The organism is Variovorax sp. CCNWLW235, assembly GCF_037204085.1.
Taxonomy (GTDB): domain Bacteria; phylum Pseudomonadota; class Gammaproteobacteria; order Burkholderiales; family Burkholderiaceae_C; genus Variovorax.
Map to the genome: position 1 here is coordinate 46,933 of NZ_JBBCBW010000012.1, position 12,940 is coordinate 59,872.

General features: G+C 67.9%; 12 protein-coding genes. 4 read left to right on the forward strand and 8 right to left on the reverse strand.

Annotation, left to right across the window (positions count from 1 at the left end; genetic code table 11):
* The first annotated feature begins 23 nt into the window (after positions 1 to 23).
* The 4 genes from V9L21_RS15095 to V9L21_RS15110 all read left to right on the forward strand — a co-directional run bounded on the left by V9L21_RS15095 (position 24) and on the right by V9L21_RS15110 (position 4,768).
* On the forward strand, positions 24 to 830 hold the full coding sequence (locus V9L21_RS15095) for an enoyl-CoA hydratase/isomerase family protein (RefSeq protein ID WP_337313135.1): 807 nt from the start codon (positions 24 to 26) through the stop codon (positions 828 to 830).
* Entirely contained in the window at positions 827 to 2,932 is a 2,106-nt protein-coding gene (locus V9L21_RS15100) for an acetate--CoA ligase family protein (RefSeq protein ID WP_337313137.1), read from the forward strand. The genes V9L21_RS15095 and V9L21_RS15100 overlap by 4 nt, the downstream gene beginning before the upstream one ends.
* A 1-nt stretch (position 2,933) precedes the next feature.
* Positions 2,934 to 4,265, forward strand: coding sequence for an MmgE/PrpD family protein (locus V9L21_RS15105; protein WP_337313139.1), 1,332 nt, complete (start codon positions 2,934 to 2,936; stop codon positions 4,263 to 4,265).
* Between the two features lie 125 nt (positions 4,266 to 4,390).
* Positions 4,391 to 4,768: a YbaN family protein gene (locus tag V9L21_RS15110; protein ID WP_337313141.1), complete on the forward strand. Its 378-nt coding sequence runs from the start codon at positions 4,391 to 4,393 to the stop codon at positions 4,766 to 4,768.
* Between the two features lie 8 nt (positions 4,769 to 4,776).
* On the opposite strand, the gene acs is transcribed toward V9L21_RS15110, so the two are convergent.
* From acs to mdcA, 8 genes are all read right to left on the reverse strand, one after another.
* A complete protein-coding gene (gene acs, locus V9L21_RS15115; RefSeq protein ID WP_337313313.1) occupies positions 4,777 to 6,699 on the reverse strand; it encodes an acetate--CoA ligase in 1,923 nt (640 codons plus the stop codon).
* Between the two features lie 93 nt (positions 6,700 to 6,792).
* On the reverse strand, positions 6,793 to 7,698 hold the full coding sequence (locus V9L21_RS15120) for an acyltransferase domain-containing protein (protein WP_337313143.1): 906 nt from the start codon (positions 7,696 to 7,698) through the stop codon (positions 6,793 to 6,795).
* Positions 7,695 to 8,558, reverse strand: coding sequence for a triphosphoribosyl-dephospho-CoA synthase MdcB (gene mdcB, locus V9L21_RS15125; protein WP_337313145.1), 864 nt, complete (start codon positions 8,556 to 8,558; stop codon positions 7,695 to 7,697). Before mdcB ends, V9L21_RS15120 begins: the two co-directional genes overlap by 4 nt.
* Positions 8,555 to 9,238: a malonate decarboxylase holo-[acyl-carrier-protein] synthase gene (gene mdcG, locus V9L21_RS15130; protein ID WP_337313146.1), complete on the reverse strand. Its 684-nt coding sequence runs from the start codon at positions 9,236 to 9,238 to the stop codon at positions 8,555 to 8,557. The genes mdcB and mdcG overlap by 4 nt, the downstream gene beginning before the upstream one ends.
* 25 nt (positions 9,239 to 9,263) lie before the next feature.
* A complete protein-coding gene (gene mdcE, locus V9L21_RS15135) occupies positions 9,264 to 9,965 on the reverse strand; it encodes a biotin-independent malonate decarboxylase subunit gamma (RefSeq protein ID WP_337313148.1) in 702 nt (233 codons plus the stop codon).
* 23 nt (positions 9,966 to 9,988) lie between these two features.
* Complete coding sequence (locus V9L21_RS15140; RefSeq protein ID WP_337313150.1) at positions 9,989 to 10,879, reverse strand: biotin-independent malonate decarboxylase subunit beta; 891 nt, start codon at positions 10,877 to 10,879, stop codon at positions 9,989 to 9,991.
* On the reverse strand, positions 10,876 to 11,208 hold the full coding sequence (gene mdcC, locus V9L21_RS15145; RefSeq protein WP_126749912.1) for a malonate decarboxylase acyl carrier protein: 333 nt from the start codon (positions 11,206 to 11,208) through the stop codon (positions 10,876 to 10,878). Before mdcC ends, V9L21_RS15140 begins: the two co-directional genes overlap by 4 nt.
* Before the next feature lie 14 nt (positions 11,209 to 11,222).
* The gene (gene mdcA / locus V9L21_RS15150) at positions 11,223 to 12,905 is read right to left on the reverse strand and encodes a malonate decarboxylase subunit alpha (RefSeq protein WP_337313153.1); all 1,683 of its coding nucleotides are present in this window, start codon (positions 12,903 to 12,905) and stop codon (positions 11,223 to 11,225) included.
* Positions 12,906 to 12,940 lie beyond the last annotated feature (35 nt).

Sequence of the window (12,940 nt, forward strand, 5' to 3'; positions counted from 1 at the left end):
CAAACGAATGGAGGAACGGCGAAATGACTGATGAACAACTGATCGAGCTCGAAGTTGCAGCCGGCATCGCCACCCTGTGGCTGAACCGGCCCGAAAAGCGCAATGCCATGAGCGACGATATGCGCACGCAATTCATCGCGGCGCTGGAGCATGTGGCCAACGACAAGTCGATTCGCGCGCTGGTGCTCACGGGGCGCGGCAAGGGCTTTTGCGCCGGCGGAGACGTTGCCGGCATGGAGCGGCGCATGCAGGCTCCGGCGGGCGAGGTCGGCTTCAATGGCTGGAGCCGCCAGCAGCGCGTGCACCACACCCAGTCGCTGCTGCACACCATGCCCAAGCCGACGATCGCTGCGGTCAATGGTGCGGCATCGGGCCTGGGGGCGGACACGGCGCTGGCGTGCGATTTCATCATCGCTTCTGATGCGGCAAGCTTCACGTGGTCGTACATCAATCGCGGCATCGTTCCCGATGGCGGCGGCATGTACTTCCTGCCGCGCCGGGTCGGCCTCTCGAAAGCCAAGGAGCTGATCTTCAGCGGCCGGAAGGTCGAACTCGAAGAGGCCATCGGCCTCGGCATTGCCGATCGCCAGGCGAGTGCCGAAACACTCGTTGCCGATGCGCAGCGCTGGGCGGCCGAGATGAGCAAGGGATCGGCCACCGCGCTGGCCCTTGGAAAGACGATCCTCAACCAGAGCTTCGAACTCTCCGCGCACCAGGTGTTTGCACAGGGAAGCCAGGCGCAGGGCATTTGCTACACCAGCACAGAGCACCGCGAATCGGTGATGGCCTTCCTGGCCAGGAGCAGTGCAAAGAACGGGATGACGAAATGACTGAGATGAACGCCATCGCCAGGCTGCTCCAGCCGCGCAGCGTTGCGGTGATCGGCGCATCGGCGGATGCGGCCAAGACCGCCGGCCGGCCCGTGGCCTATTTGCGCAAGCACGGATTCACGGGCGAGATCTACCCGGTCAATCCGCGCGTCGACTCCGTCGGCGGCCTGGCCTGCTACCCGGACATCGCCTCGATTCCCGGCACACCCGATGTGGGCATCGTGCTGCTGGGCGCGGAGCGGGCGCATCAGGCTGTGCGCGAACTCGCGGCCAAGGGCACGGCCGCGGCCATCGTGCTTGCCAGCGGCTACACGGAAACCGGAGAGGAGGGCGCACGGCGCCAGCAGCAACTCATCGAGGCGGCGGGCGGAATGCGCATCCTCGGTCCCAACACCATCGGACTGGTCAATCTGACCGACAACATCGTGCTTTCTGCCAGCGGCGCACTCGAGATGGACCACTTTCCGGTCGGCGGCATCGGCGTGGTCTCGCAAAGCGGAGGCATTCTGGGTGCGCTGCTTTCGCGTGCTGCGGCTCGCGGCATCGGCTTGTCGAAGTTGATCTCGACCAGCAATGAAGTCGATCTGGACCTGGCCGATTTTGTCGACTACCTGGCCGACGACCCGGGCACGAAAGTCATTGCCCTGTACGTGGAGAGCGTCCGCAACGCCGAGAAATTTCGGGCCGCTGCATTGAAGGCGGCTCGCGCGGGCAAACCGGTGGTGGCATTCAAGATCGGCCGTTCCGAGGCCGGCGCCAAGGCTGCCGTGTCGCATACCGGCGCACTGGCGGGCGCCGACAGCATGTACGACGCTTTGTTCAGGCAGGTTGGCGTGATTCGCGCCCAGACCTTCGGCGACCTGCTCGACATTCCGGTCGCACTGGCCACGGGCCGCAAGCTGCGCGGCAAGCGTGTGGCCATCCTGACCTCGACCGGCGGAGCGGGAACCCTGGTTTCGGACGACCTGGGCATGCGAGGATTCGAGACGCCCGCGCCGGACGCCGCAACGGCCGAGGCCTTGCGCGCATTGCAGAGCGGCGACCACGCCGTGCTCGACCGCAACCCCATCGATGTGACCCTGGCCGGCCTGCAACCCGACCTGCTGCGCGGCGCCATCAACGTTCTGCTCAAGAGCCCGAGCTATGACGCGCTGGCGATCATCGTCGGCTCCTCCAGCCTGGCCATGCCGGAGCTGATGGCGGGTGCCATCCAGGACTGCCTTCCCAATTCGGACAAGCCGGTGATCGCCTACGTGAGCCCGCACGCACCCGAAGTGGCGGCCTTGCTCACGCAGCGCGGCGTGCCGGCATTTGCGGCTGCCGAAAGCTGCACCAGCGCGCTCGGCGCCATGCTGAATGCCAGCAGCTGGCAAGAGCCGAAGCTGCCCAGCGAGCCTGCGGCCGACGTGCGCATCGACGATCTGCCCGAGGGCTCCCTCGACGAAGCAGAAGCCAAGCAGCTGTTCACCCGTTTTGGCATGCCCTGCGCGCGCGAGCGGGTCGTGACCATGCCGGCGGAGGCCGAAGGCGCGACCCGCGAACTGGGCGGACGCGTCGTGCTCAAAATTCTTTCGGCCGAGATCACGCACAAAAGCGACGTCGGCGGCGTTGCCGTGAACATGACGGTTGAGACGGTGGGCGCGCGCCTGCTGGTGATGGCCTCCGAAGTCGAGAGCAAGACTGGCGTGCGGCCCCAGCGCTTCCTGGTGCAGGAAATGGTCGGCGGCGGCACCGAGCTGATCCTGGGCGTGCACCACGACGCCCTGGGCACGGCCATTCTGCTGGGCATGGGCGGCATCACCGCCGAGCTGTTCAAGGACACCGCGATGCGGCTGCTTCCTGCTCAGGGGGGCCTCGGCCGCGAGGAGGCGCTTTCGATGGCGCGCGAGCTGAAGACATGGCCCTTGCTCGACGGCTTTCGCGGCCGCCCCAAGGCCGATGTCGACGCGCTGGTCGATGCGATCGTCGCCTTCTCGCAAATGGCGGCCCAGCTCGGCAACCGCTTGCTCGAAGCGGAGATCAACCCGATCTTCGTGCTGCCGCAGGGGCAGGGCGTGTGCGCCGCCGACGGGGTGGTGGTGCTCGCGTCTTCGGAGAGTTGATATGCACGCGACAGAAATATTTGCCCGCTACGCAGCCGATTTCCATCGGCAGCCGCTGCCTCCCGAGGTCATCCATCACGCCAAGCGCGCAGTGATCGATTGGTACGCCTCCGTGTTCCCCGGCCTGGCGGCTGCACCTGTTCGGCAGCTCGAAGAAGTCCTGGCCGATGACCTCGGCTGCGGCCGGGCTTCGCTCATTCTCGGCCGGCCGGCGACAGCGCGCGCGGCGGCGCTCATCAACGGAACGGCCGCCCATGCGGCAGAAGTGGACGACAGTTTCCGCGAGGCCATGTACCACCCAGGCGCCGCGACCATTGCGGCCGCCCTGGCCGCCGGCCAGGATGCGGGCGCCAGCGGCATCGAGTTCTTGCGTGGTGTCGTCCTGGGGTATGAAGTGTCGACGCGCATCGGTGTCGTCATGGGCCGCGCGCACTACAAGTATTGGCACAGCACCGGCACCATCGGCAGCTTTGGCGCCGCGGCCGCCGCCGGTTGCCTGATGTCGCTCGACGAAGCGGCCTTTGCGCACGCGCTGGCAACGGCCGCCACTTTCACTGCCGGCCTGCAACAGGCGTTCCGCATGGACTCGATGTCCAAGCCGCTGCATGCGGGCCGGGCCGCCGAGGCGGGGGTGCTCGCGGCGCAGCTTGCGGCGCGGGGCGTGACCGGCTCGCTCGACGTATTGGACGGAGAAATCGGCCTGGGCCAAGCCATGAGCAGTGGCCCGGATTGGTCGCAGGCCGGCGCGACGCTGGGGCAGGACTTTCACATCACGCGGCTGACCTTCAAGAACCACATCGGCTGCGGCCACACCTTTGCCGCTATCGACGGCGCGCTGGAACTGAAACAGCGCCATGGCCTGGAAGCCGGCGATATAGAGCGCGTGCAGGTGGCAACTTACCGCCCCGCGCTCGATATCGCCTGCTACACGCATCCGGCCACGGCCAACGAAGCGCGCTTCAGCCTCGCCTACGTTGTGGCGACGGTCTTGGCGCATGGCAGCGTGCGCCTGGCGGCGTACGAGCCGACCCGGCTGGCGGACCCGGGGACGCGCGCGCTGATGGAGCGCATGGACCTGGCCGTCGACCCGGAACTGGACGCGGCCTTTCCGGGACAGCGCGCCGCGCGCGTTGTCATCCACACCCGCGACGGGCGCCGTCTCGAACATCTTCAGCCCAACCGCAAGGGCGACCCCGAGCAGGCGTTGACCGACGGCGAATTGGAGGGCAAGTTTCTCGAACTGGCGTCGCCCGTGATCGGGAGCGAACGTGCTGGCGCGCTGCTCGCACGCATCTGGGCGCTGGATACCAGTGCAGCGCTGCCTGCCGCCTGAGTTGGGCCGGCGCCCTTTTCAGCTGGGCGTCGCAGCTCAGGCCGGCCTTTTCCATCGGCCGTGGCCTACCATCGGCCGATGCTGCAACCCTCGTTCTCGTCAGAGCATTCCAGAGGAGGCGCCCGTTGAGGCGCCTCGGCGCTTCCGTCGCGAGAGTGCTTTGGCGTGTGCTGGCGCTGATGCTGGTTGCTCTTGGCCTGCTCGGCGTCTTTCTGCCTGTTCTGCCCACGGTGCCTTTTCTGCTTGCTGCCGCCTGGGCCGGCGGACACGGCTGGCCTGCCTTGGAGCAGTGGCTTGTCGGGCACCCGCGCTACGGCAAGTACATCCGGCAATGGCGGGAGGGAGGCTGCGTACCACGACGCGCGAAGTGGGCGGCCAGCTGGATGATGGCCTTCAGTTCGGCCCTGCTGCTTGCCACCAGCGCCCACATCGCCGTGAAGATCGGCGCGCCGCTGCTCATGGCCGTGGTTGCTATCTGGCTATGGAGGCGGCCGGAGCCGTGATGCTGCCCTCAGTTCCGTTCCGATAGCTGCTCCAGGATGGCCGGGTTCTCCAGCGTCGAGGTGTCCTGTGTGATGGCCTCGCCCTTGGCCACGGAGCGCAGCAGCCGGCGCATGATCTTGCCGCTGCGCGTCTTCGGCAGGTTGTCGCCGAAGCGGATGTCCTTGGGCTTGGCGATGGGACCGATCTCCTTGGCAACCCAGTTGCGCAGTTCGTTGGCGATCTTCTTCGCTTCTTCTCCGGTGGGGCGCGAGCGTTTCAGCACGACGAAGGCGCAGATCGCCTCGCCCGTGGTGTCGTCGGGCCGGCCGACCACGGCGGCTTCGGCCACCAGGGCGGTGCAAGACACCAGCGCCGATTCGATCTCCATCGTGCCCATGCGGTGGCCCGAGACGTTGAGCACATCGTCGATGCGGCCGGTGATCGTGAAATAGCCGGTCTTCGCATCGCGTATGGCGCCGTCGCCCGCGAGGTAGTAGCCCTTGAGCTCCGGCGGGTAGTAGCTTGCCTTGAAGCGCTCCGGGTCGCCCCAGATCGTGCGGATCATGCTCGGCCAGGGCTTCTTCACAACCAGGATGCCGCCCTGGCCGTTGGGCACGTCGGCACCTGTCTCGTCGACGATGGCCGCCGCAATGCCCGGGAACGGCAGGGTGCACGAGCCCGGCACCAGCGGCGTGGCGCCCGGCAGCGGCGTGATCATGTGGCCGCCCGTCTCCGTTTGCCAGAAGGTGTCGACGACGGGGCAGCGCCCCCCGCCCACATGCTGGTGAAACCACTCCCAGGCGGCCGGGTTGATCGGCTCGCCGACCGAGCCCAGGATGCGCAGGCTCGACAGGTCGTAGCGCTTGGGGTGCACGGCTTCGTTGACCTCGGCCGCCTTGATCAGCGAGCGGATGGCCGTGGGCGCGGTGTAGAACACGCTCACTTTGTGGTCCTGGATCATCTTCCAGAAGCGGCCGGCGTCCGGGTAGGTGGGTACGCCCTCGAACACGACTTCGGTCGCGCCCAGCGCCAGCGGGCCGTAGGCGATGTAGGTATGGCCCGTGACCCAGCCGATGTCGGCGGTGCACCAGAACACGTCGTCCGGCTTCAGGTCGAAGGTCCACTGGGTCGTGAGCGCCGCATGCAGCAGGTAGCCGCCGCTGGAATGCTGCACGCCCTTGGGCTTGCCGGTCGATCCCGAGGTGTAGAGCACGAACAGCGGATGCTCGGCGCCCACCCATTCGGGCTCGCAGCTCTCCGGCTGCGCTTGCGTTTCTTCGTGCAGCCAGCGGTCGCGCGAGGCAACCCATGCAATGGGCCCGCCGGTGCGGCGGTAGACGATGACGTTCTTCACGCTCTCGCAGCCGCCCAGTGCAAGGGCTTCGTCGACGATGGCCTTGAGCGGAAGCTGCTTGCCGCCGCGCACCTGTTCGTCGGCGGTGACGACCATCACCGCGCCGGCGTCCTGGATTCGGTCGCGCAGGCTCTGCGCCGAGAAGCCGCCGAACACCACCGAATGCGTGGCGCCGATGCGCGCGCAGGCCTGCATGGCGACCACGCCCTCGATGCTCATCGACATGTAGATGACGACGCGATCGCCTTTCTTCACGCCGCGCGCCTTCAGCGCATTGGCCATGCGGCAGGTGCGCGCGAGCAGATTGCGATAGTTGACGCGGGTGACCTGGCCGTCGTCGGCTTCGAAGACGATCGCGGTCTTGTCGCCCAGGCCGCGCTCCACCTGGCGGTCGAGGCAGTTGTAGGACACGTTGAGCGTGCCGTCTTCGAACCACTTGAAGAAGGGCGCCTGGCTGTCGTCGAGCCCTTGGGTGAACGGGGTTTTCCAGTTCAGGAACTCGCGTGCAAGGCGCGACCAGTAGCCGCTGTAGTCGGCCTCCACCTCGGCGACCAGCTTGTCGTACGCGGCCATGCCGTACACGTGGGCATCCTTCATCTCCGGAGTGGGAACGAAAGCGGTTGAAGGTTCTTTGGTGCTCACGATGGATCTCCTGTTGTTCGATTCAAAGACGTCGAGCGAACTGATTCATCAGTCCGCATGGCTGTTCAGCCAGGCTGCAATAGCCGCGGCACTGCGGAAGTCGTCGCAGGCGCGTGCCGGAACGGTGGGATAGCGCTGGTTCCACATGCGTGCCAGCGCCTGGCCCGGCCCCACCTCCAGCACGCAGCGCACCTGCCGCGCCATGATGTTTTCCATGCATTCGTCCCAACGAACCGTCTGCGCAATCTGGGCCGCCAATGCCGTGCGCGCAGAGTTCGCATCGTGCATGCGCTCCCCCGTGTTGCTGAACAGCACGACGCGAGGCGCGCGAAAAGGCACCTGCGCGAGGGTGTGGAAAAAGCTCTTTGCCGCCTCGCGCATCCAGGGCGTGTGGGACGCGACGTTGACCCGCAGGCGCGTGCAGTGCGCACCGGCTGCCATGCCCGTGCGCTCGGCCTTGTCCAGCGCGGCAACCGGGCCGCCGAGAACCACGCTGGCATCGCCGTTGCGAATGGCGAGCTCGAGTCCCGTTTCGATGCGCAACTGCTCGAGGCTCCGCTCCGGCAGGCCGCTGACAGCCAGCAAGCCACCGGGCGTATGCGCGGCGCAACGGTCCATCGCCTCGGCCCGTTGCGGCGCAAGCGCTGCCGCAGCGCCGGGATCGATGACGCCGGCCGCGCTGAAGGCGGCCAGTTCGCCGACGCTGTAGCCCGCCACCGCGGCCGGCGGTGGCACCAGGGGCGCGAGCTGCCCCCAGGCTGCCAATGCAAGGCTCGTCAGGAGCAATTGCGCGTTGCCGTTCCGCTGGGCCCATTCCGGATCGGCGAGTGCACCGCGCCAATCGTCGATGCCAAGCTGCGAGCACATGCCGCGCACGATGGCGTCGTCCGCCAGCCAGGGAAGCATGGCAGGGTGCTGGGTGCCCTGGCCGGAGAAAAGCAGCGCGTAGCTCATGGGGCCGAACACAGGCGCTGGACCCAGCAGGCGGCGGCGAGCGTGTCTGCCGCGCCGCCGGGCGACAGCCGCTGCCGCACGAAATCGTCTGCAATGGCCTGCGCCTCCCGGAGCCCTTGGGGCCGTGCGATGCCTCCCCGGTCCAGGAAGCCTTGCGCCGCGCGTTGGGCGCCGCGCAGGCCCGCAAGGCCGCCGCGGTGCGCCAGGTTGCTGTCGTCCAGCACCGCGATGATGTGGAACAAGGCATCGAGCCGGGCCTGGCGAGCCGTGAGGCCACGGGCCAGCGCGCGCTGCAATGCCGGCAGGGCTGTTTCGAACAGCACCGGGAAACCCAGCGCCGCTTCTTCGGATGCACTGCGCAGGCCGTGGCGCCGCGCAGCGATGCCACCGGGCAATGCGGACGGCCTCTGGCTGCGACTGGCCAGTGCCTCGCCCCAGTGGCGGCGCAGCGCATCACGCAAGCCGGCCGGGTGCAATGCGCCGCCTTGCTCTCGCAGCGCGGCACCCGCCGCGGCGCACAGCAGCCCGAGCATGAAGATGGCGCCGCGGTGCGTGTTGACGCCACCGGTGGCGGCCAGCATGCGCGCCTCGGCCGCAATGCCATGCCGTTCGAGTACCGGAAAATCCGCGCCTTCTGCGCCGGCCTCGGCAATCTGCACGAAGTAGCGGCGCAGTGAGAACAGGCTGCGCATGAAGGTGTGCGCGTCCATGTCGTCGTGGCTGCCTCGGTCGATCAGCGTGACCAGCCCGGGCTTGGGCGACAGCGAGAGTTCGTCGTAGAGCGCGAGCGTGGCGGCGCGGCCGATCATCGGCGGCGTGAGCGGCGCCTGCGCCTGCAGCAAGAGGGCGGAGCTTTTCATGCGGTCAGCTCCGTCATTTGGGCATGCTCGCACCACGCGGTATCGCGTTGCAGGCTCACGCCATCGAGCCGCTTGACCAACACGGCCCGTGCACGTCCGGCGCGCCACTCGTTCCATTCACGCCACGCCACCGCCGAGCCGTCGTTGAACAAAAGCTCGCCGTCCAGCCGCAGCAGTGGCAACTCGAACGACGCAAGCGCCCGAGCAACGGCATCTGCATGCGCCGCGCCCTCGACGGTGACCGACAGATCGAGATCGGAGGCCGCGTGCACGTGATCGAGGCCGCTGATTGCCTGCCAGCCGTAGCTGCCGAACACGCGCGCCGTGGCGTGGCGTTCGTCTAGTCTGCCGAGCAGTTCGCGGATCGCGCCTTGTGCTGGCGGTGGCAGCAGGCCTTGCACGTCGGCAAGCCGCGGGAACTCGTCGAGGCCAAGCACCGCGGCGTGCGGCACCTGCAGTGCAAGCCGGCGCTTCGCCCAGCGCGCGGGCGCCGGCAAGCCGAGTGCGATCCGCTCGCTGGCAGCGGAATCGGCTGGCTGCCGCGTCACGACCAGCGGCAGTTGATGCGACGCCCAATGCCCAAGGCATTCGCGTGCCTGCTCGTCCCATGGCCGGCCCAGCACGGCGGCCCAGCCGCTGGTGGAAAGCCGGGCGAGTTGATGGCGATGCAGCGGAGCCATGGCGGTTTTTCGTATCCGGGCGCGGTCAGGCCGCGTCAAGCACGCGCTGCACGACCGCGGCGGCCATGCGGCGCCCGCCGCGTTCGGCGCCGTCCTGCGCACGTTGGTCTTCCGTCGGCGTGTGCGCCAGCGCCTCGCGCAGGCAGGCCTGCAAGTTGCCTTGCCAAAGCGCACGCACGCCGCCCATCGCCACGTAGTTCTGCACACCGGGCGCGAACACCGGGTTGGACTGCGACAGGGCAGTGAGCTTTTCTTCCGGCAGCTTGGTCACGCGGGCCATGGCGGGAATGCGCATCACGCGGATCTCGGCGTCAGGCAGCGCGTAGCAGGCGTCGGCGATCAAGCCCGAGGTGATGAATCCGCCGGACAGCGCCTGGTCGTACACCAGGCCGATCACGCGGTGGCCGCGCCGCCGCGCCAGGTCGATGCTCGCGCCGAGGTGCGCCATCGCGCGGTTGATGCCGAGCAGTTCGTCGCGCCGGCGCAGTTGCTGGCCCTGGGTGTCGATCAAGAGCAGGATCGGCCGGCCCGGGTGCTTGGTGACGGTGTCCAGCACCACGCGGGCTTGCGCCAGTGCAAGCCGCACCCCGATCGGTGCGTGGTTCGTGGTGCCGATCACCGCAACAGGCTCGCCCTCGAAGATGACTTCGCCCTGCAGAAAATCGCCGTCTTCGCGCATGCCGTGGTACGGGCCGAAGAGCTGGGTGACGAGTGAATTCCACTGCATGGATTGCCTCTCTCTGTCTTTGTTCAAACGGTGCGCAGCGCGCGGACGGCATCCACTGAAAGCTCGGGTACCTGCTGCGCATCGGGAATGCCGAGCGCGGTCCAGAGCAGGGTTGCTTCGTCGCTGTCAGTGGAGCCGGTGGCGCCGGTGGAGGGCAGGGCATGCAAGCGCTCCGTGAGCAGCACGTGCTCCTGCTCCAGCGCAGCCAAGGTCAATGGCTTCGAAGCGGATAGCGCCGCAATGGCCGCCGCGCGAAAAGCGGCAACGTCGTCTTCCACCAGCGCATCGCAGTCGCCAGTGAGCCAGCGGTGCTTGCCGCCGGTGGTGCGCCAGACCAGCGCGCGGTCGCGCGAGTCGAATTCATCCACGCCGTGGGAGGCCTCGATCACCTCCGGGCCTGACATCGCCAGCCGGCCGACGTCGCTCATCACGATGTAGTCGGCGCAGCGCGCGACGATGCCCATGCCGCCGAAGCAACCGTTGGCGCCGCCGATCAGCACGATCACCGGGATGCCGGCGGCGCGCACGTCGAGCAGGGCACGCATCACTTCCGACACCGCGATGAGCCCGGCGTTGGCCTCGTGCAGGCGCACGCCGCCCGATTCGGCCAGCAGCAGCACGGCCGCCGGCCGGTCGCGGAGCGCCCGCTGCAGCAGGCCGACCAGCTTGGCGCCGTGCACCTCGCCGACACCGCCGCCCATGAATGCGCCTTCCTGCGCGGCCACGAACACGCTGCGGCCGTCGAGCATTGCGCGGCCGACCGCCACGCCGTCGTCGAACGCACAGGGCACGCCAAGCTGCGCCAGATGCGGGCTGGTGACCCGCTCGCTCGGAGGCAGCCATTCATGAAAACTGTCGGCGTCGAGCAGCACCGCCAGCCGCTCGCGCGCCGAGCATTCGGCATAGCTGATCACGGCCGGCCTCCTGCGATCTCCGCCACCGCCTGGTCGAGCCGCAGGCTCACCACCGCGGGCGTGGCGCCCATGTCGTTGATCGACACGCGCACGCCGGCCAGCGGATGGCGGGCGTGGAAGTCGTTCATCACGGCCTGCCAGATGGGGCCGAAGCCACGTGCCGACGTTTCGACACGTACCGCGCAGCCGTTGCCGGCGTCTGGCTCGAGCATGACCTCGAGGTTGCCGGAGCCGACGACGCCGACCAGCACCGGCGCAAAGGCACCGGCCTGGCGGCCGCCGGAAAAAGAAAAGTCCAGGGTTTCAAGCCCTGCGGGAACGTCGCTCATCGTTGAATCTCCTGCTACCAGTTTCTGAAACGCTTGGGCGGCTGGTACAGCCCGCCGGAGGCGCGCACCAGGTCGCGCATGTTGCGTGCGGCCAGCAGATTGCGCGTGGCCTGGCGGGGATCGATGCCCAGGTCCTGCGGCCGGCGGATCACGCCGCGGTCGCGCAGGTTCTCGACCGCGCGCCTGTCGCGCGCCAGGCCCACCGCGGTGTAGCCGGCCACGCCGCGAATCGCCTGCTCGCGCTCCTCGTCGCTGCGGCACAGCAGCAGGTTGGCAATGCCCTCTTCGGTGAGGATGTGCGAGACGTCGTCGCCGTAGATCATGATCGGCGGCAGCTCCATGCCGGCCTGCTCCTGCAGCGTCCAGGCATCGAGCCGGTCGACGAAGGCCGGCTGCATGTGCTCGCGAAAGGTCTCCACCATCTGCACCACCAGCTTTTGCCCGCGCGGCGTGCCGGCTGCGCCCGTGCGCCCGGCGCGCGCTTCACGCCCCGCCTTGAGCCAGGCCGGGCTCGAGTGCCGGCGTCCGCGCGCGTCGGCGCCCATGTTGGGCGCACCGCCAAAGCCGGCGATACGGCCCAGTGTGGCGGTGGAACTGTTGCCGTCCAGATCGACCTGCAGCGTCGAGCCGATGAACATGTCGCAGGCGTAATGGCCCGCCGCCTGGCAGAACGCCCGGTTGCTGCGCAGGCTGCCGTCGGGGCCGGTGAAGAACACGTCGGAGCGCGCGCGAATGTAGTCTTCCATGCCCAGCTCGGAGCCGAAGGAATGCACCGATTCGACCCAGCCCGCCTCGATGGCCGGAATCAGCGCCGGATGCGGGTTCAGCGCCCAGTGCTTGCCGAACTTGCCCTTGAGGCCGAGCGACTCCGCATAGGTCGGCAGCAGCAGCTCGATGGCCGCGGTGTCGAAGCCGATGCCGTGGTTCAGGCGCTGCACGCCGTACTCGGCGTAGATGCCCTTGATCGCCATCATCGCCATCAGGATCTGGACCTCGCTGATCTGCGCCGGGTCGCGCGTGAACAGCGGCTCGATGAAATTGGGCCGCGGCGCCTTCACGACGAAGCTCACCCAATCGGCGGGAATGTCGATGCGCGGCAGGGTGGTCGTCTTGCCGTCGACCATTTCATTGACCTGCGCAATGACGATGCCGCCCGAGAACGCCGTGGCCTCGACGATGGCTGGCGTGTCTTCGGTATTGGGGCCGGTGTAGAGATTGCCTTCCGCGTCGGCCGCCTGCGCGGCGACCAGCGCCACCTTGGGTGTCAGGTCGACGAAGTAGCGCGCGAACAGTTCCAGGTAGGTGTGGATGGCGCCGATCTCGATGCGCCCGGCAGACACGAGCTTGGCCAGCCGCGCACCCTGAGGCCCTGAAAAGCTGAAGTCCAGCCGGGCGGCCACGCCGTTCTCGAAAACGTCCAGATGCTCCGGCAGCGCCAGCACCGACTGCACCATGTGCAGCCCATGCACCTTGGCCGGATCGACCTGGACCAGGGCGCGCGCAAGGAAGTCGGCCTGCTTCTGGTTGTTGCCCTCCAGGCAGACGCGGTCGCCGGGCGAGAGCACCGACTCGAGCAGGGTGGCAATGGCTTCGGTGTCGACGCACTTGCCGGCGAGCCGGTTTCCGAGTGCATCGGCCGCGCGTGCCAACCGCATGCTGCGGTCGTCGGCCTTGGAGGTCCAGGATCTGGAGATCATAGGAAGATGAGTTGAAGTTCGATCGAAAACCGCGG

Excerpts from the sequence above, each read along its gene's own strand:
- V9L21_RS15095 (WP_337313135.1), top strand. The coding sequence starts at position 24 with ATGACTGATGAACAACTGATCGAGCTCGAAGTTGCAGCCGGCATCGCC.
- V9L21_RS15120 (WP_337313143.1), bottom strand. The coding sequence starts at position 7,698 with ATGAGCTACGCGCTGCTTTTCTCCGGCCAGGGCACCCAGCACCCTGCC.
- acs (WP_337313313.1), bottom strand. The coding sequence starts at position 6,699 with ATGAAGGATGCCCACGTGTACGGCATGGCCGCGTACGACAAGCTGGTC.
- mdcG (WP_337313146.1), bottom strand. The coding sequence starts at position 9,238 with ATGGCTCCGCTGCATCGCCATCAACTCGCCCGGCTTTCCACCAGCGGC.
- mdcE (WP_337313148.1), bottom strand. The coding sequence starts at position 9,965 with ATGCAGTGGAATTCACTCGTCACCCAGCTCTTCGGCCCGTACCACGGC.
- V9L21_RS15105 (WP_337313139.1), top strand. The coding sequence starts at position 2,934 with ATGCACGCGACAGAAATATTTGCCCGCTACGCAGCCGATTTCCATCGG.
- mdcA (WP_337313153.1), bottom strand. The coding sequence starts at position 12,905 with ATGATCTCCAGATCCTGGACCTCCAAGGCCGACGACCGCAGCATGCGG.
- mdcC (WP_126749912.1), bottom strand. The coding sequence starts at position 11,208 with ATGAGCGACGTTCCCGCAGGGCTTGAAACCCTGGACTTTTCTTTTTCC.
- V9L21_RS15100 (WP_337313137.1), top strand. The coding sequence starts at position 827 with ATGACTGAGATGAACGCCATCGCCAGGCTGCTCCAGCCGCGCAGCGTT.
- mdcB (WP_337313145.1), bottom strand. The coding sequence starts at position 8,558 with ATGAAAAGCTCCGCCCTCTTGCTGCAGGCGCAGGCGCCGCTCACGCCG.